Origin of the sequence: uncultured Bacteroides sp. (assembly GCF_905207245.1) — a bacterium.
Classification (GTDB): Bacteria; Bacteroidota; Bacteroidia; order Bacteroidales; family Bacteroidaceae; genus Bacteroides.
In genome coordinates, this window is the sequence record NZ_CAJLKP010000018.1 from 1 (window position 1) to 17,663 (window position 17,663).

Below are 17,663 nucleotides of genomic sequence, written 5' to 3' on the forward strand. Positions count from 1 at the left end.
GGTTTCTGATGCCATCCAACGGTGAAAGTTCACGTTGCACTTTCAGGGAAGAACTACCACCGCCTACAGTCATCATCTTCACGGCATTCTCACCGATAACGGCAATCTTCTTCGCTTTATTCAGATCAATGGGTAACACGGCACCCTTATTTTGTAGCAATACAATACCTTCTTCGCCAATACGGCGGGCGGCTTCATAATGTTCGGGGGACAGTATGGAACCGAAAGGACGATTCATATCCATCGTAGTACGGAATGCCAGACGCAAGATACGACGCACTTTATCATCCAGCTCCTTAGTACCTACCTTGCCGGACCTGAGACGTTCCAAATAGGGTGCAGCCAGATAATAGTTATCATAAGCGTTGCTGCTACCGCTGGCAAGACCATCCGTCCAACTGCCAAATTCCATATCAAGACCGTTTGTTATGGACTGGTCGGTATCGTGCGTACCGCCCCAATCGGAAACAACTACGCCGTCAAAGCCCCATTCTCCCTTCAGAATATCATTCAGCAGATACTGGTTGTGGCAGGCATGCTGCCCTTTGTATAAATTGTAAGCGCCCATAATAGACCATGCCTTGCCTTCCTGAACGGCAGCTTTGAAAGCCGGAAGATAGATTTCATAAAGAGCACGATCGTCTACAATGACATTAGTGGTGTGGCGGTTGACTTCCTGATTGTTCAGTGCATAATGCTTCACACAAGCAGCTACTCCATTCTGCTGTACCCCTTGCACATAAGGGACTACCATTCGAGAAGCCAGATATGGGTCTTCGCCCATATACTCAAAGTTACGTCCATTCAGCGGGGTACGGTAGATATTGACACCAGGACCCAGAAGAACGGCTTTGTTGCGATAACGTGCCTCTTCACCGATGTTCTTTCCATAAAGCATGGACATTTCAGGACTCCAGGTGGCGGCCAGACAAGTCAAAGCCGGAAAAGCTACACAAGAGTCATTGGTCCATCCTGCCTGATCCCATTCATCCCAAAGAACTTCGGGACGGATGCCATGAGGACCGTCCGTCATCCAGAATTCCGGAATACCCAAGCGGGGCACGCCCGGACTACTGAATTTGCTCTGCGCATGCAGCATAGCTACTTTTTCCTCGATAGTCAGCCTTTTCAAGGCATCTTCTACTCTTTCTTCAATAGGTTTGGCTGCATCCAAATATACAGGTTTCTGCTGTGCAAAAAGCGGAAGAGCAACAGCAAATGCCAAACCGAATAATACTTTCTTCATGTGAATAAGTGATTAATGTTTATTGTTATTTTTCATTCCTAACGATTGGATATACCCTTCCTGCACCACGCAATTCTTCAACTTGCAAGCCTCAATAAAATCCATCATTGCCTTACGTGCCATCAACTGGTCGGGACGTGCATCACGGATTTCCTTATAAGACGTGCGCGGAGCCTCAGAGAAATAGACAATATTCGCCCAGTTCTCCGGCGGAGTAATCCCTACGAAACTGGAACCATCCATCTTCTTATACGGCCAGAAAGTATAACCAATATTATTTTCACGCATCGTCTGGCAAAAGGCAGCCTGCCATTCGTCCGTATTATGACCAATCTCACCCATATACATCGGCAAGTTCACACTATCGCGAAAATCAATGATATTCTGGATAGCTGCCTTTGTCGGATCACCTCCATAGCGATGGCAGGTATACATTATTTTATCATCAAACTTAGAATCCGTAAACGGCTTGAAGTTGCCGTTCCATTGTGCACCACCCAACAAGATGATATGGTTATTATCTACCTCACGAATAGCGGCTACGCCCTTCTTATAAAGTTCTTCCAGTTTACCGTTCAGTTCCTCCATATTCGGGAAGTACGGGGCAATGGGCTCGTTGAACAGCTCATAACCGAGAATAACCGGTTCATTTTTATAACGGTCTGCAATCTTGCGCCAGATATCGCAATACAATTGCTGGCTGGTTTCGCTCTCGAACAACCAGGGATATCCGTAGCTATCATCTATATTATCACCCGTTTGTCCGCCCGGAGCATCGTGCATATCGAGAATAAGATAAAGGTCTGCTTCACGGCACCATTCCACTACGCTGTCTACACGGGCGAAGCCATCCTGATTAGCTGTCAGTCCCATAAAATCTTCATCCGTGAAGAGTTTGTAATGGAACGGAAGGCGAATAGTGTTCGCACCTGTATCCTTGATGAACTGTACGTCTTCACGGGTAATGTAATTGTCCTTAAATGCTTTCCAGAATTCAGCAGTAAAGTCAGGTCCCACCAGTTGGCTGAACATCTCATTGATGAAACGGGGAGAGTTCGTCTTGCTGAACTTGAACATATAACCTTCCGGATTCAACCAGTTGCCCAGATTGGTGCCCATTATAAAGAGCTTTGTACCATCGGGCTTTATCAAGTCTTGCCCTTGAACAGTAATAAACGCGGCAGGTTTCTGTGTTTTTTCTGCCTTTTCACCGCAACTTCCCAACATGAGAGAGGCTGCCAAGAGGGATGTACCCACTAAAATAGATTTCAACATGATATTATAAATATAAGATTATTTCTTCCAACGATAAGAGGCTACCGACTTGGCAGGCACTACACAATCCACATAATTCTTTCCGACCTTTACTGCCAGCCGGGCTTCCGTAGTTCCTTCGTTCAAGAGCACAAAAGCCACGGTTCCATCGGTATTTTCAAAGGCAGAATACATCAATCCTCCCCCTGCATCACCTTTGCTTTCTATGCGGAAAGCACCCGGTTTCACCACAGACGACAGATGTCCGATGATATAATAATGAGAATTATAAGTCATTGTCTTATAGTCTTCACGGCTGATGTCCACAGCACCGTAACAGGTTTTGCAACCGCCTTCGCGCCAGGGCCCACGCTCATTGTCCAGCATCAGATTCCATACAATGACACCTTTGCACCAGTTGTTCACTGTTCCAAGTGCTACCTCGCGCATGTCTTCCATCAAGCGTTTTTCAAGATTGCGTCCGTCATTCCACATACCGATGGAGGTTTCGGTGAAAATCAGTTCCTTATCCGGGCGTTTCTGCCGGATATTGTTCAGTTCTTCACGTCTGCCGCCATAGTTATGGTAAGCAGCTCCGGTGAGGAAGGCGGCGGCCACTTCGTCATCGTATATCTTGGCGGGATAACCCTGTTGGTCGGCCATATTATCATAATTGTAATTATGGTCGAAAGCATAAATCTTTGTATCCAGTCCGGCAGCTTTGAAAGCAGGGCCGAGGGCATCGCGCACAAAAGCCAGCTCTTCCTTCCAGCCCATGAACAAAGAAGCGGAATTGCCCCTATTCAACGGCTCATTCTGTGGAGTAATGGAATAAATCTCAATGCCTTCTTCACGGAATGCCTCTATCCATTTCACGAAGTAAGTAGCATAATCCTGATAATAATCCGGATTCAATTGTCCGCTCGTCCAGGAATCAAAAGGCTTCTTTTCTTCCAGGTTATTCACTTTCATCCATCTGGGACAAGTCCACGGAGAACCCAATATCTTGATAGTGGGATTAATGGCTAAAATATCTTTCAGAATAGGTATCACGTATTCTTTCTCTTCGGTTTGCAAAGCAAAGTTCTCAATGCCTTCCGTGTCGCAGCAGGTATATTCGCTCAGCGAAAAGTCGGAACAACCGATGGAAATGCGGATATAGCTGAAGCCCAGTCCGTCTTTATCAGAGAAAGTTTCGGTGAGAAACTTCGCACGGTCGGCAGGTGCCATCTGCATCAGGTTGTAGCAGGTAGAGCCGGTGACGGCAGCACCGAAGCCATCCATTTCCTGATATTGCACCGCAGGGTTCAAGGTGACAACAAACGCAGATGCAGGAGATTTGGAGAGTTTCTGAGTGGTGTGGTTAAAACTTTGCTGGCGGTCGGCAGTCGTAATGTATACGTCCACTTTCTTCCCGGTTGCATCTTCGCCCAGCGAAGCAGATGTCTTGGCACATGCAGTAATAGCAATGAATAGACAGCATCCTAATAAAAGAGGTAGTTTCAAGTTCATGGTATGTTTTTCAAGGGTTAATTAATCTTCCCCAAAGGTAGGCAAGATAAAGGCATTGCGCTCCTCAGTGTTATCAATATGTGGACGAGTGAAAGTCTTTGCACAGATAACACATTAAAAAACAACAATATAAGATTGAGTAGAGAAAGTAAAAAAGTGGATAAAAAAGAAAGGGATGACGTATGTTTAGCGTATCTTCATGACGCATGTTTCAAAGTCATCGCGCGAAATACATGCCTTATTTTTCACCTTAGCCCGGTAATTATAAATGGTGTTGACGGAATAGCGGAGAAATTCGGCTATCTGCGAACTATCGTCAATACCCAGACGGATTAAGGCAAAAATGCGTAATTCAGTGTTCAGCAGTTCGCCCTTACGGAGTGTGATGCGTTCTTCCGGTTGCAACAACTCATTGAACTTCTCAACGAAATCCGGGAAAAGATGAAGGAAAGCCGTATCAAAATTCTCATATAGTTCTTTCAGGTCAGTATCGAGTACATCTCTCGAGCGCACCATTTTCAGGAGTTCTTCCGTCTGCCCGCCGGAAAGTTTTTTGTTGACCATACGGCGGTAGGCATCCAGGCGGTCGATATAAGTAGAACAGAGTTTCAGGAAACGGCCGATGTATTCTTCCTTAATATGGTTGGACATTTGCAGTTGCTCGTTAGCCTGCTCCAAGTGACTACGGGCCACGGAAAGGTGTTTCATCTGCCGATAAATCCAGACGATGGCTATGACAAGCAGCAAGGACAAAACGCTAATCAACAAAAGATAAAAACGGAGGCGCTCGTTCTGTTTCTCTTGCATGGCCTGATAGGTGAGGTCTATCAGAGACAGGATACCGGCCGTCTGCAAACTGCGGCTACGGGCATTGTAATGGTTGGTTTCACTCCACGAAAAACGAATATAGCGGTAAGCCCGTTCAATGTCTCCTTCTTCATAAAGCAATTGCGCCAGCGTCCATAGGGAAGCATGGTCGGTTATGGCAAGACGAATATCGGTAAGTGCAGACAAAGCCAGATAATACTTTTCCTGCTCCCGGTCGCCCAAAAGGCGATAGAGCATGGAACGGTGATATGTTACCAACGCATATTCCGGCGTATCGGGACGCACATTCGCCATACGGGTATCGTTAATCTTCAAAGCCTCCTCCAACTGCCCGGAAGCGGAAACTTTCATTTCCCGGCGCTCCAGATAAAAAGCGGAAGTGGGAGAAAGCACCTGCATCAACGAATCACCATAGGCAGCAGACAGGCTATAATAACGCCCACGCCGGAAGGTATCCTGCGTGTAAACTCCCAATTCACCGTACAAATGGCGGTAACATTCATAATAATCGGATAATAAACGGAAAGACAATTGCCCAGGATGTATCTTTTCCAAATCTTCGGAAGCTTCTTTATACATGCCTGCCGCCGACATCAGATGTGCCCGCCGGATACGTGTTTCATCAGCCGCCTCCCGGTCTTCATGTTGCTGCGCCCAGCGCAGGTTACGACTGAGGTAATAGAGGGCTGAGTCGCATATATAAGCTTTATATTCCTGATACATTTCGGCATTCAGCCGGAAATAATCCTTAGTTTCCTTATCCGTCTGTGCCAACTGCTGCCTCAATGCCTCAATACGAGTTTCCCGCACTGCCACATATTGTTTATGAGCGCAGATAGCCTCATCAAGAGCAGCTTCCCATCCATCCATCGGAGGAATATCAACGGGAGCCGACATTCCACGAATGCCCGCTAAAGCCAACCCTAAAAATATCAGCAATTTTATCTTCATGGCGACAAATATAAAAAATTTGTTTCCTATATTTGCAGCATTAACCCCCAAATGTATCCGATAATGAAAAACTTAACACCCCAACGAGTGGCGGCGGTCGATGTATTCCGCGCGCTCACCATGTTCCTCATGCTTTTTGTAAATGACATCCCCGGTCTGAAAAACATTCCCCACTGGCTCGAACATGCCGAAATGAATGAAGACATGATGGGATTCTCCGACACTATCTTTCCTGCATTCCTGTTCTGTATGGGCATGTCCGTATCTTTTGCCATCCAGAACCGTTACCGGAAAGGTGACACCACTTTACAGGTCATCGCGCATGTCTTCTGGCGCACAGTTGCCCTGATTGCAATGGGACTGTTTTCGCTCAACTCCGGCGGCATAGAGGGAGGGCTCTCCCATCAATGGTTCACGATACTGATGGTTATTGGTTTCTTCCTGGTCTGGGCGGTTTACCCAAAGGCCGAAGGTTCAAAAAAGCACCTATTCATCGCAATGAAGGTCGTGGGTGTAGCACTGTTGGCATTCCTTGTATTGTATAAAGATTTAAACGGGAAACCATTTCATCAAGGTTGGTGGGGCATACTGGGACTTATCGGCTGGACATATGTGGTGTGTGCCGGTATTTACCTGTTTACCCGTGAAAATCTGCGTAAGAATGTAATCGCATGGCTGGTGGTTGTGCTGCTTGCCGTGGTCAGCCATTCCAGCCTGATACCGCAGGAATATGGTTTACGTGTTATCCTGCTGCCTTTCATCCCCAGTGATTGGACACTGCATGCATTCGGCATGTCGGGGGTGCTCACCTCCCTGTTGATGCAGAAGTATGCCGACCGGGAGCACCCGCGCAAGTTCATCACTATTCTTTGTGTACTGGGCGTCATCATGCTCATTGCTGCGCTTTGCTCACATCCTTACTGGATTATCTCTAAGATACAAGCCACTCCAAGCTGGTTGTTCTATTGTCTTGCCGCATTCTTCCCGCTATTCGGTTTGTTCTATTGGCTGACGGATGTTAAAGGCAAAACGCCTTGGTTTGATATTATCAAGCCTGCCGGAACAGCAACGCTGACGTGTTATATCATTCCTTATCTATGGTATTCCATACAACAGCTATTAGGCTTGCATTATCCCGATGTGCTGAATGCCGGCACTCCGGGCTTACTGCGCTCGCTCATATTCTCCCTCATCATCGTCCAACTGACCGGACTGCTGGTGAAGGCTAAAATAAAGCTGAAAGTATAACTTTTAAGATTTATGTTAAAGTTACAAACTCCCAACAATGAAAACAAGGTGCTGCTTCATTCCTGTTGCGCACCTTGTTCTTCTGCCATTATCGAATGTCTGCTTGCCAACGACATTCGCCCCACTGTATTTTATTATAACCCCAACATCTACCCCCGGGAAGAGTATGAAATCCGAAAAGCCGAAGCCATCCGCTATGTCCAGGGTCTCGGGCTCGATTTCATTGATGGCGACTACGATTACCAACTCTGGCGCACCTCCATGGAAGGTATGGAAAACGAACCTGAACGCGGCAACCGTTGCCTGAAATGTTTCATCCACCGCCTGACGGAGACAGCACGTTATGCTTCAGAACATGGCTTCACTCTGTTCACCACTACCCTCGCCTCCTCCCGCTGGAAAAGCCTTGACCAGATAAATGAAGCAGGGCGTCGTGCCGCCTTCCTTTATCCCGGCACCACCTTCTGGGAACAGAACTGGCGAAAAGGCGGGCTACAGGACCGGCGAAACCAACTTCTCAAAGAACATGACTTCTATAACCAGCAATATTGCGGTTGCGAGTTCAGTATGCGCAGGCTGGAAACAACTTGATAATTATGAATGCCCACTTTATGGCAATTTATCACTTTAGCCTTTTCTATACTCCAGAAAAGGCTAATTTTTTATATTACCACAACAGTAATTCAAAATATTTTTTTACTTTTGTATGTGTACACGAATAAACACTAATATTATGAAGCAATACACATTTCTACTTCTATTTTGCCTTTTTCCTTTCATGATTGGATTAGCAAACACTATAGACACTCCTACTGCGGGAATCTATAAAGTGACAGCTTCATCCTCATTAAGAGTTCGCCAAGCTCCAAACACCAACGGAGCCATTATGGGTCAAAAGATGGCGGGAGAAAAGATTGAGGTTACAGAAATAAGCGATGGTTGGGCTCAAATCAACTATGATGGTCAGATAGGATACGTCAGTGCCCAATATATAGAATATCTATCTCCATCACCTACCCAAAACACTTCTAAACAATGGAATTGGGAAAACTTATTCAAGGGGAGCGGAGACCGTGAAACAGGAACGATATTGCTTATTGTAATTTTAGTCCTGTCTCTCATTACCTACATCATCCGCAGAAGCCAAAATGACAAGGCTATAGATAACCAAAACTTTGGATACTATACCTATATCGGCTTACTTTTCATCACCTATTCTGTAGAAATCGGATATCAGCTCGTTATGGGAAGCGACTCCATCTGGTTTTGCTCACCAAAATCCGTAGGATGGTTATGGATAATTATCAATTTCATCATATTCGGAATTGTGGTATATAACCAGATAATGTGCCTTTTTCTGGTTTTAGACAGTATTTTATGGAACGCATACAGTTCTCTTAGCTTTCGATGGGGATATTTTTACGGTATTGGCATCTGTGGCATTGCATGTATCGTATGTAGTTTCTTTTTTCAGTCCGGCATCCCTTTTGCCTTGGGAGCAATGGGAATTTGCCAACTGATTCAATTAGGAATTATAATAAAAGAGGTAGGTTCAAGCGGCGGTTTTTCATCTACAATACTATGCATACTAATGTATATTATAGGAACCGCAGCTACTCTCATTATACTTGTTCAGTTTGTTTTCCTTCTGATTATTGTACTTATCGGCTGGCTCCTGTTATCGGCCTTTGCAAACGGCAGCAGCAGTATAAATCATAGTGATGACGGACTCAAGAAATTCAGACTGCCCGATGGTACTGAGATTACACAAGACAGTCCGAATAGTGACGTTGGTTTTCACGACAATAGCGGACGCCGCTGGAACCAGACTCCTGGTGGTGGATTTAAGCGAACTTATTAAACCTGCAATAGCAAACACCTTACCAGCCATTGAAGAAACAGCCGGACGGTTCACCGGTTTATCTGATAAAAACAATCAATTACAAATATAATAGATAGCATTACTGTAACTCAGCCGTACCTGGGATATATCCGAAATGTACTTGCTCCGTACCTTCTCCACTCACAGGTACCTCTGAGCGAAGAAACCACGGTCTTGGTACGGAGCAAGTGCATCCCGGGTATAATGCGGACAAAACTTATCACACCGGAAAAGATAAAACAATTATCTACGCAAAACAATGCAAATGAACGCAAAAATCACAGGAAGCGGGTTGAAGAGATTTATTTTCCATACATTTGTGCAGTAACAAAAATAAGTAATTAAAAACACGATATCATGGGAATTATCAATCAAGGCATTCTCGGAGGTTTCTCCGGTAAAGTGGGACCGATAGTAGGGTTCCGCTGGAAATCAAACTACTATATACGTGCCCGCGCCGCCAAAGTCAGCAATCCGCGCACACCCCGGCAACAGGAACAACGGGGTAAATTTGCCACGGCATTCAGCTTCCTGAAGACCATAAAGCCTTTCATTCGCATTGGATATAAAGAGTTTACGCAAGATAAATCTGCATTCAACGCCGCCATGTCCTACACGCTGAAAAGAGCTATGACGGGTAGCGGGAAAGATATCACGATTGACTTTAACCGGGCGCTGGTATCTATGGGAACGCTAATGCCCGTATTTGAAGGTACAGCTATACAAGATGAAAATAAAATGAACTTCAACTGGCACAACAACTCTGGTATGGGAAATGCGGAAAACACAGATATAGCCATGCTGCTGGTATACAACAAAGACAAGGAAATGGCTGTCTATGACACAGAAGCCGCTTTGCGCTCCGACACTCATGCTGAATTGCCCCTTCCGGATGACTGGCAGGGCGATGAACTGGTAGCCTATCTCAGCTTTTGCAGTGCTGACGGAAGTTGTGTAGCCAATAGCGTACGACTATCCGTAACAACCGTCCAAACTACCCCGCATGTACCCCAGTCAGAGGATTCCGCCTTATGGACTCTTTCAGATGGAATTTCGTTTTATCCAAAACTTAAACAACCGGTCGTTGATGACATAGCCATCCAGAGTCTTACTAACCACCCCCTTACCGGAAAGTCCTTTCAGAGCAGACTGTACGGAACTGGGTGATTTCAGATGATATCTTCGCACAAACTCACCGGAAGTCACATTGGCAGCTATATTTTCAGCAGCTATTGCACGGAGTATCTCACGTTGACGCTCCGTCAGGTCGGCAAAGATGGACTGATAAATGAAATTTTGTTTTCGGATAAGGGAAGTTAAAGCCATTTCGAAATAATACGGTGTGGCAGTTTCTCCTTTCTCCGTCAGCAAGAATACCTCATTCATCAGCATCTGCAGATAAAGAGTAATCCCTTCAAATTTTTGATAAGCCACTTCCACTAAAGCGGCATCTATGGCTTTGCCATGCTCACGAAAATGCATCTGCACAAATTCGATATACTTATCCGAAGGTATGCTTTCAAGATGCAAAGTAAAGGTACTTTGATAAAAGGGACGGTTCTCACTATTGAACATATCCACCAACAAACTGGGTTCGCTACCGGCAAAAATGAAACGGGCGTTCGGACAATGCTGTATCTGCGTGCGCAGCAAAGCTTCCATATTCTTTTCAGTATAATGGCTTATTTGCTGAAATTCATCAAACGCAACAATGCAGGGTTTATCGGCAGTATTCAGATACGCAAAGATTTCATCCAGAGTGGCATCCACAGAGGACACGTTTCCTAAACCAATTTCTAACGTGGGTTCACCGGTTAAAGCATCTATTTTCACAGCAGGACGCAAGGAAGTTATGGTTTGCAGAAAACGATCCAGAAACTTCCTGCCACGTGGTTTCAACTGGTCGATTATAGCACTGCCGAAAGCATATACAAATTCACGGATAGAAGCCGTTGCAAAGATATCGACAAAGAAAACATTATAATTTTTACTGATTTCCTCTTGGTGAAAAGTATGTAGAATTAATCCGGTCTTTCCCATACGCCGTTGTGCAATCAATACCACATTGCGCCCATTTGTCAAATCACGAATCAGTTCGTTAGTTTCTCTTTCGCGGTCACAAAAGTAATGGCTACCGGCATAGGTGCCTATTATAAAAGGATTTGTTTGCACAGTCTTCATGATTATTCAATTTTAGATTATTGCAAATATAATAATTATTATTATGATAATCATAATAATTCATCTTGAAACATTCCTAAGCAGATAAAGTTACTACATAGTTTCTTTTTGGCGATACGCGGATAATAAAGGCATATTTCCAGTATTAAAACAGCAGGTACAAACAAAATATCTTCCGTATCTTTGCTTGCAGTTAACATAAAAAACAGAAGAACATGAAGAAATTTACAATCACATTCGCACTCTCTATCCTTGCAGTGCTACTTGCTGCAACTCCTTGCAGCGCCAAAGGGAAAGCAAAACATGTCGTATTAATCGGATTAGATGGCTGGGGCGCCTATAGCGTTCCCAAAGCAGATATACCTACTATCAAGCAATTCATGGCAGACGGAGCCTACACGCTTGAAAAACGTTCGGCCCTCCCCTCTTCCAGTGCCATCAACTGGGCTTCCATGTTCATGGGTGCCGGACCAGAACTGCACGGATACACGCAATGGGGATCCAAAACTCCTGAACTGCCCTCGCGCGTACTCAATGAACATGGCATTTTCCCAACTGTCTTCCAGCTACTGCGCGATGCACAGCCGGAAGCTGAAATCGGCTGCCTGTATGAATGGGACGGCATCAAATATCTTGTGGATACCCTTGCTTTGAGCCATTACGCACAAGCTCCCGACTACAACAAACATCCCGAAGCCCTGTGCACAATGGCAGAAACATATATCAAAGAAAAAAGGCCGACTCTGCTCGCCGTCTGTTTCGATAATCCCGACCACGTAGGACACCAGGCGGGACATGACACTCCCGAATATTATGCAAAGCTGAAAGAACTGGATGCCTATGTAGCCCGCATCGTCCAAGCCGTTAAAGATGCCGGCATACTGAAAGAAACTATCTTCATCATCACTGCCGATCACGGAGGTATCGAAAAAGGCCATGGCGGTAAAACCATGAATGAGATGCAAACTCCTTTCATCATTTCCGGTAAAAATGTAAAGAAGAGCGGCGAATTCCATGAAAGCATGATGCAATATGATGTTGCTTCCACCATAGCTTATATCTTTGGATTAAAGCAACCGCAGGTTTGGATAGGTCGTCCGATGAAGCAGGTGTTCAAGTAAGAAGTATAATTCATATCCAAACATTTGCAAATGTCAAAAGTTATAGCGTAATTTGTGTAGCACTTTTTGTGCTACACAAATTACGCTATACATAAATATTTGCTTATGAACAGATTGACTAACCCTTTCCTAGTTTACGGCTACGCCGGGCCTGATTATTTCTGCGACCGGAAAGAGGATACACAGAAACTGATTTCTGCCTTGCAGAACGGACGCAACATCACCCTGATGAGCCCCCGCCGTATGGGAAAAACCGGACTGATAAAAAATGTTTTTTATCAGATTCAACAAGAAAAGCCAGAAGCCGCCTGTTTTTATATGGATATATTTTCCACCACCTGCCTGAATGATTTTATCATTCTCTTCGGGCAAACAGTTATCGGCAAGCTGGATACCCTCTCTCAAAAAGCATTTACCACACTCACCGGTTTTTTCAGAAGTTGCCACATTGTGTTTTCTTCCGACCCGCTGAATGGGACTCCGCAAGCTACACTTGATTTTCATCCTTCACAGGCACAAGCTACCCTGAAAGAGATATTCGAATATCTGGAACACTCCGGCAAAGAGTGCTATATAGCAATCGATGAATTCCAGCAAATCACTGAATACCCGGAAAAAGGCGTGGAAGGATTACTGCGCTCTTATATCCAGTTCCTGCCACATATACATTTCATCTTTTCCGGCAGTAAACAGCATCTTATGAACGAAATATTCACTTCGGCCAAGCGTCCCTTTTACCGGAGTACGGAAAAGATGACTTTGCAACCCATACCGGAAAACGAATATTTTCTCTTTGCCCGCGATTGGATGGACAGGGGAGGAAAGCAATTGGACAAAGTGCAGTTCCAACAGATTTATCAACGTTTCGGAGGACATACATGGTATCTGCAATATATCCTGAATCGGCTTTACGAACAGCCACAACCGGTAATAGACGAGAAACGGATTGACATCTGCCTTGCAGATATCATTCAATCGGAAATAGACTCTTATCAACAATTATATGGAATGTTGACTGAAAATCAATCCATCTTGCTGCGTGCCATTGCACGCGAAGGGGAGGTTGCAGCCATCAACAGCGCAGCCTTCATTAAGAAATACGGCTTAAAGGGTAGCAGTAGCATCAATACAGCCCTCAAAACATTAATGAATAAAGAGTACGTCTTTAAATCCGATAAAGGCTATTGTGTTTACGACCGTTTCATGAAACTATGGTTGCAAACATTGCCTTATGCCAAATAATCTGTCAGCGATAGATAAGCGTCGACAAATAGTCTTCCGCAAACATCTCATTCGCTACTTCCCATAAAATCTCCGGAGTGAGTTGCTCAATACGTCGGTAAACCGCTTCGGAGCTTTCATATTTGTTGTAGTGCAGAAAAGTCTTCGCCATGCCAAGGGCATTGTTCTCGTTGTTATCCGAAGCTACACCTATCTGACCTATCAACTGCTTCTTTGCGGCAGCAAGCTGCTGGGGAGTCATTTTGACATCGCGCATTTGCTTCAATTCTTTCATCACCAGGCGCGTGCAGGTATCCACATCTTCAGGGTCACAACCAAAATAAGTGCAAAAAACGCCTGTATCGGTATAAGAGGTCAGATTGGACTCCACATTATAAACAAGACCACGACGCTCACGCAGAGAGACGTTCAGACGGCTATTCATGCCCGGACCGCCAAGAATATTGTTCAGCAGATAAAGAGCAGTGCGCTTATCATCATAAGCATTGTAGCCGCGACTGCCTATCATGACGTGGGCCTGGTGGGTGTCCTTATGTATAACGAGGCGTTCCGGAGTATAAAGAGGAGGCGGAGTACGACGGTTATCCACCGTCACCGCAGGCACATCAGCCAGGAGTTTCTCCGCCCAACGTACAATTTGCTTAAAATCCATATTTCCCCAAACAAAGAAAACCATATTTTCGGGATGGTAAAAACGCGAAGTAAAAGCCGCCGCATCTTCACTGCGGAAAGTTTTCAATAGTTCAGGATTACCCAGGATGTTGCGTCCCAACGGATGCCCACGGAAAATCAAGTCTTCGAAATCATCGAAAATAAGCTCGGAAGGCGTATCCTCATAAGACTGGATTTCATCTATAATCACTTCCGTTTCTTTTTCAATTTCACGCTGAGGGAAAGTAGAGTGAAATACAATATCCGTCAGTAATTCGAATGCTCTGCCAAAGTGTTCGGTCAGGAAAGCAGAATAAATCACCGTTTCCTCCTTATTGGTATATGCATTCAGGTCGCCCCCCACATTTTCCATGCGATTGAGTATATGCCAGGCTTTCCGCTTTTGCGTACCTTTAAAGATGAGATGCTCCACGAAGTGCGCCATGCCTTGTTCGTTTTCAAGCTCATCGCGCGTTCCGGCATCGACAGCAAAACCACAATAAGCCACATTGGAGAGCGATGGCTGGTGAATAATGCGCAGGCCATTGGCAAGCGTATATTGATTATGTTCCGGCAAGGGGAAAAGTGCTAACTTCTTCATTCTGACGTTTGAAACTGATTGAGGGCGCAAAGATAGTGCAAACTGAAATCAGTACAAAACAAGCTTGCCTGTTTTTATTGAGGAGGTGCCGCCTATCTTCGCAAAGCAAAAATACAATAAAACTTATTGCCATTTATGGAAAATTGCAGATATTTGCATTTCAAAGTTAACGAGGGCACAAGTTGACAAGGCGGCAAAGCTATGCCGCGTGTTCCCCTTGTTAACTTGTTAACTAAATATCAGGAAATAATGATTGAATCCATTCAAGAGCTTCTGCAGAAAGAGGCACAAGCCGTACTGAACATTCCTGTGACAGACGCTTACGAGCGTGCGGTAGAACTTATCGTAGAACAGGTTCACCGGCGGAAAGGCAAACTGGTGACCTCAGGCATGGGAAAAGCAGGGCAAATTGCCATGAACATTGCCACAACGTTTTGTTCCACCGGCATCCCCTCCGTATTTCTGCATCCCAGTGAAGCACAACACGGCGACTTGGGCATCTTGCAGGAGAACGACCTGCTGTTGCTGATTTCCAATTCCGGCAAAACACGTGAGATTGTAGAACTCACACAATTGGCTCATAATCTGAACCCGGACCTCAAATTTATTGTTATCACCGGCAACCCGGACAGTCCGTTGGCCCATGAGTCTGATGTATGTCTCAGCACCGGAAAGCCGAAGGAAGTCTGCTCCCTGGGCATGACTCCGACCACCTCCACCACTGTGATGACCGTTATCGGCGATATTCTCGTGGTACAGGTGATGCAACAAACAGGATTTACTATTGGAGACTACTCCAAGCGCCACCACGGCGGTTATCTGGGTGAAAAATCAAGAAAATTATGCGAAAAGTAATCGGTATAGGAGAAACTATCCTCGACATCATTTTCCGCAACGGACAGCCTACGGCTGCCGTACCGGGCGGTTCAGTATTCAACGGCATCGTGTCACTGGCACGGGCAGGCGTTCCCGTCAGCTTCATCAGCGAGACAGGAAACGACCGGGTGGGCAACACTATCCTGCAATCCATGCGGGATAGCGGAATGTCTACCGATTATGTGAATGTGTTTCCCGATGGTAAATCACCCGTATCGCTAGCCTACCTGAACGAACAGGGTGATGCGGAATACATCTTCTATAAAGACTATCCCAAACAACGGCTGGATGTAGTCTTTCCTAAACTGGAAGAAGATGACATTGTAGTTTTCGGTTCGTATTTCGCCCTGAATCCAGTGCTGCGCGACAAGGTGCTGGACTTACTGGAGCAGGCTCGCGATAAAAAAGCGATTGTCTACTACGACCCCAATTTCCGGTCTTCACACAAAGACGAAGCGCTGAAACTGGCTTCTACCATTATCGAAAACCTGGAATATGCCGATATTGTACGAGGCTCTATTGAAGACTTCTTCTATATGTATAACCAACGGGAGGTGGACAAGATATATAAAGACAAAATTCACTTCTATTGCCCCAACTTCCTTTGTACCGCCGGAGCCGAAGAAATCTCCCTGCGCACAAATGGCATTAGCAAGAACTACTCCATTCCCCCGTTGGATGCTGTCAGCACCATCGGCGCGGGCGACAACTTCAATGCCGGTATCATCTACGGCCTGTTGAAGTATGGCGTGCGGCATCGCGACCTGGGACAGATAAGCGAAGCAACCTGGGATAAGATTATCCATTGCGGTACCGAGTTTGCGGCAGACGTATGCCGTAGTTTCAACAACTCCATATCAGTTGAATTTGCCCGGCAGTTGCCTCCCGTTAACTAAATCCCCGTTAAAGGAGAAAAAACTCTGTGAAACTCTGCGCCCCGGAGTAACAAAAGTCATCAGAATACATATCTTTGCAGTAACGCTCAGACAATCAAACTATGTATAAAAATCTGTTGAATTTGCTTACGTGTGTGTTGCTGCTACCGGCTTGTAGTGGTACTGTCCCTCATATTTCCGTTGTTTGCGAGGAAAATAATGTCGGAAACAGTATCGTCAAATGGGAAATAGCCCCCCTCATCAAGGGAAATGTGAAGGTATATGCTTCGACCGACCCGAACAATATTCCCGAGGACTCCCCTGTGGCTATGGCAAACATCACCGACCAGCGAATGACAATTGTTACAACAGACCCTGCCAAACGCTATTATTACACTCTCGTATTCAATGATAAATATCGCGTGAGGATTGCTACCCGCAATGTCAATATCCCTGGCATACAGAACTTCCGAGACTTGGGTGGCTATCCCTCCTATCCCACCAAGAAACGGATGCGTTGGGGCATGCTCTACCGCTCGGCGCAGATAGACAGTCTGGAATGCTACTCACGCAGAGAATTGAAGAATATAGGCATAAAGACAATCATCGACCTCCGGTCAGAATCGGAGTTGAATGGTCATACTCCGCTACAACCGGGATTTAACGTGGTGCATATCCCCATAAAAACAGGAGATATGGAAGACATACTGAAAGGTATTCAGCAACAAAAAATAAAGAGTGATACCGTCTATCGCATGGTGGAACGGATGAACCGCGAATTAGTGATGAATTATCATAAAGAGTATCGCCAGATATTCGATATTCTGCTGGATAGTGCCAATTATCCTGTCGTTATTCATTGTTCATCCGGTAAGGGGCGCACAGGCGTCGCTTCGGCACTGATACTCGCCTCCCTGCGTGTGAACAGCGACATCATTATGGAAGATTACCGCCTCAGCAACGATTACTTCAACATTCCCAGCGCCTCCAGCTATGCCTACAACCTGCCTGCACGCTCGCAAGAGGCTATCACCACCATCTATTCGGCCCGGGAAGACTTCCTGAACGCTGCTAAAGAGGAAATAGAGCGAAGATACGGCGATGTGGACACTTATCTGCAAAGAGCCATCGGCCTCAGCAAAGAGGAAATCAAGAAACTACAAAAGATTTTATTAGTGAATAATGATTAGTAATA

14 protein-coding genes and 1 pseudogene are annotated in these 17,663 nt (G+C 45.4%); 9 read left to right on the plus strand and 6 right to left on the minus strand.

Annotation, left to right across the window (positions count from 1 at the left end):
* From QZ135_RS07735 to QZ135_RS07750, 4 genes are all read right to left on the minus strand, one after another.
* On the minus strand, window positions 1-1,246 hold a 1,246-nt coding region (locus QZ135_RS07735; protein ID WP_294607495.1), incomplete at its 3' end, for a glycoside hydrolase family 3 protein.
* A gap of 12 nt (window positions 1,247-1,258) precedes the next feature.
* Window positions 1,259-2,521 (minus strand): glycoside hydrolase family 5 protein, encoded by a 1,263-nt coding sequence (locus tag QZ135_RS07740; RefSeq protein WP_294607498.1) that lies wholly within the window; start codon window positions 2,519-2,521, stop codon window positions 1,259-1,261.
* An 18-nt stretch (window positions 2,522-2,539) separates the two neighbouring features.
* Entirely contained in the window at window positions 2,540-4,012 is a 1,473-nt protein-coding gene (locus QZ135_RS07745; protein ID WP_294607501.1) for a glycoside hydrolase family 30 beta sandwich domain-containing protein, read from the minus strand.
* 186 nt (window positions 4,013-4,198) lie between these two features.
* A complete protein-coding gene (locus QZ135_RS07750; protein ID WP_294607503.1) occupies window positions 4,199-5,791 on the minus strand; it encodes a DUF6377 domain-containing protein in 1,593 nt (530 codons plus the stop codon).
* A 63-nt stretch (window positions 5,792-5,854) separates the two neighbouring features.
* Here QZ135_RS07750 and QZ135_RS07755 point away from each other — a divergent pair, with 63 nt between their 5' ends.
* The 4 genes and pseudogenes from QZ135_RS07755 to QZ135_RS07770 all read left to right on the plus strand — a co-directional run.
* Window positions 5,855-7,039, plus strand: a complete 1,185-nt coding sequence (locus QZ135_RS07755) for a DUF5009 domain-containing protein (protein ID WP_294607506.1) — start codon at window positions 5,855-5,857, stop codon at window positions 7,037-7,039.
* 12 nt (window positions 7,040-7,051) lie between these two features.
* On the plus strand, window positions 7,052-7,630 hold the full coding sequence (locus QZ135_RS07760; protein ID WP_294607508.1) for an epoxyqueuosine reductase QueH: 579 nt from the start codon (window positions 7,052-7,054) through the stop codon (window positions 7,628-7,630).
* 142 nt (window positions 7,631-7,772) lie between these two features.
* Window positions 7,773-8,900 carry an SH3 domain-containing protein gene (locus QZ135_RS07765; RefSeq protein ID WP_294607510.1) on the plus strand — a complete coding sequence of 376 codons (1,128 nt, stop codon included), beginning with the start codon at window positions 7,773-7,775 and terminating at the stop codon, window positions 8,898-8,900.
* Window positions 8,901-9,278: 378 nt separating this feature from the next.
* Window positions 9,279-9,905: pseudogene (locus QZ135_RS07770) on the plus strand (DUF6266 family protein); the annotation flags it as partial.
* Between the two features lie 57 nt (window positions 9,906-9,962).
* On the opposite strand, the gene QZ135_RS07775 reads toward QZ135_RS07770, so the two are convergent.
* Window positions 9,963-11,102, minus strand: coding sequence for an ATP-binding protein (locus QZ135_RS07775; RefSeq protein WP_294607513.1), 1,140 nt, complete (start codon window positions 11,100-11,102; stop codon window positions 9,963-9,965).
* A gap of 215 nt (window positions 11,103-11,317) precedes the next feature.
* Between QZ135_RS07775 and QZ135_RS07780 the strand changes: the two genes are divergently transcribed.
* Both QZ135_RS07780 and QZ135_RS07785 read left to right on the plus strand, forming a co-directional pair.
* Window positions 11,318-12,223 carry an alkaline phosphatase gene (locus QZ135_RS07780; protein WP_294607514.1) on the plus strand — a complete coding sequence of 302 codons (906 nt, stop codon included), beginning with the start codon at window positions 11,318-11,320 and terminating at the stop codon, window positions 12,221-12,223.
* A 105-nt stretch (window positions 12,224-12,328) separates the two neighbouring features.
* Window positions 12,329-13,465 (plus strand): ATP-binding protein, encoded by a 1,137-nt coding sequence (locus tag QZ135_RS07785; RefSeq protein WP_294607517.1) that lies wholly within the window; start codon window positions 12,329-12,331, stop codon window positions 13,463-13,465.
* A gap of 4 nt (window positions 13,466-13,469) precedes the next feature.
* Here the strand turns inward: QZ135_RS07785 and QZ135_RS07790 are convergent, their stop codons facing one another.
* Complete coding sequence (locus QZ135_RS07790) at window positions 13,470-14,717, minus strand: pitrilysin family protein (protein ID WP_294607519.1); 1,248 nt, start codon at window positions 14,715-14,717, stop codon at window positions 13,470-13,472.
* Between the two features lie 249 nt (window positions 14,718-14,966).
* Here QZ135_RS07790 and QZ135_RS07795 point away from each other — a divergent pair, with 249 nt between their 5' ends.
* From QZ135_RS07795 to QZ135_RS07805, 3 genes are all read left to right on the plus strand, one after another.
* The gene (locus QZ135_RS07795; protein ID WP_294607521.1) at window positions 14,967-15,572 is read left to right on the plus strand and encodes an SIS domain-containing protein; all 606 of its coding nucleotides are present in this window, start codon (window positions 14,967-14,969) and stop codon (window positions 15,570-15,572) included.
* Window positions 15,560-16,489 carry a carbohydrate kinase gene (locus tag QZ135_RS07800; protein WP_294607524.1) on the plus strand — a complete coding sequence of 310 codons (930 nt, stop codon included), beginning with the start codon at window positions 15,560-15,562 and terminating at the stop codon, window positions 16,487-16,489. Before QZ135_RS07795 ends, QZ135_RS07800 begins: the two co-directional genes overlap by 13 nt.
* 101 nt (window positions 16,490-16,590) lie before the next feature.
* Window positions 16,591-17,658, plus strand: a complete 1,068-nt coding sequence (locus tag QZ135_RS07805) for a tyrosine-protein phosphatase (RefSeq protein ID WP_294607526.1) — start codon at window positions 16,591-16,593, stop codon at window positions 17,656-17,658.
* Window positions 17,659-17,663: the final 5 nt, after the last annotated feature.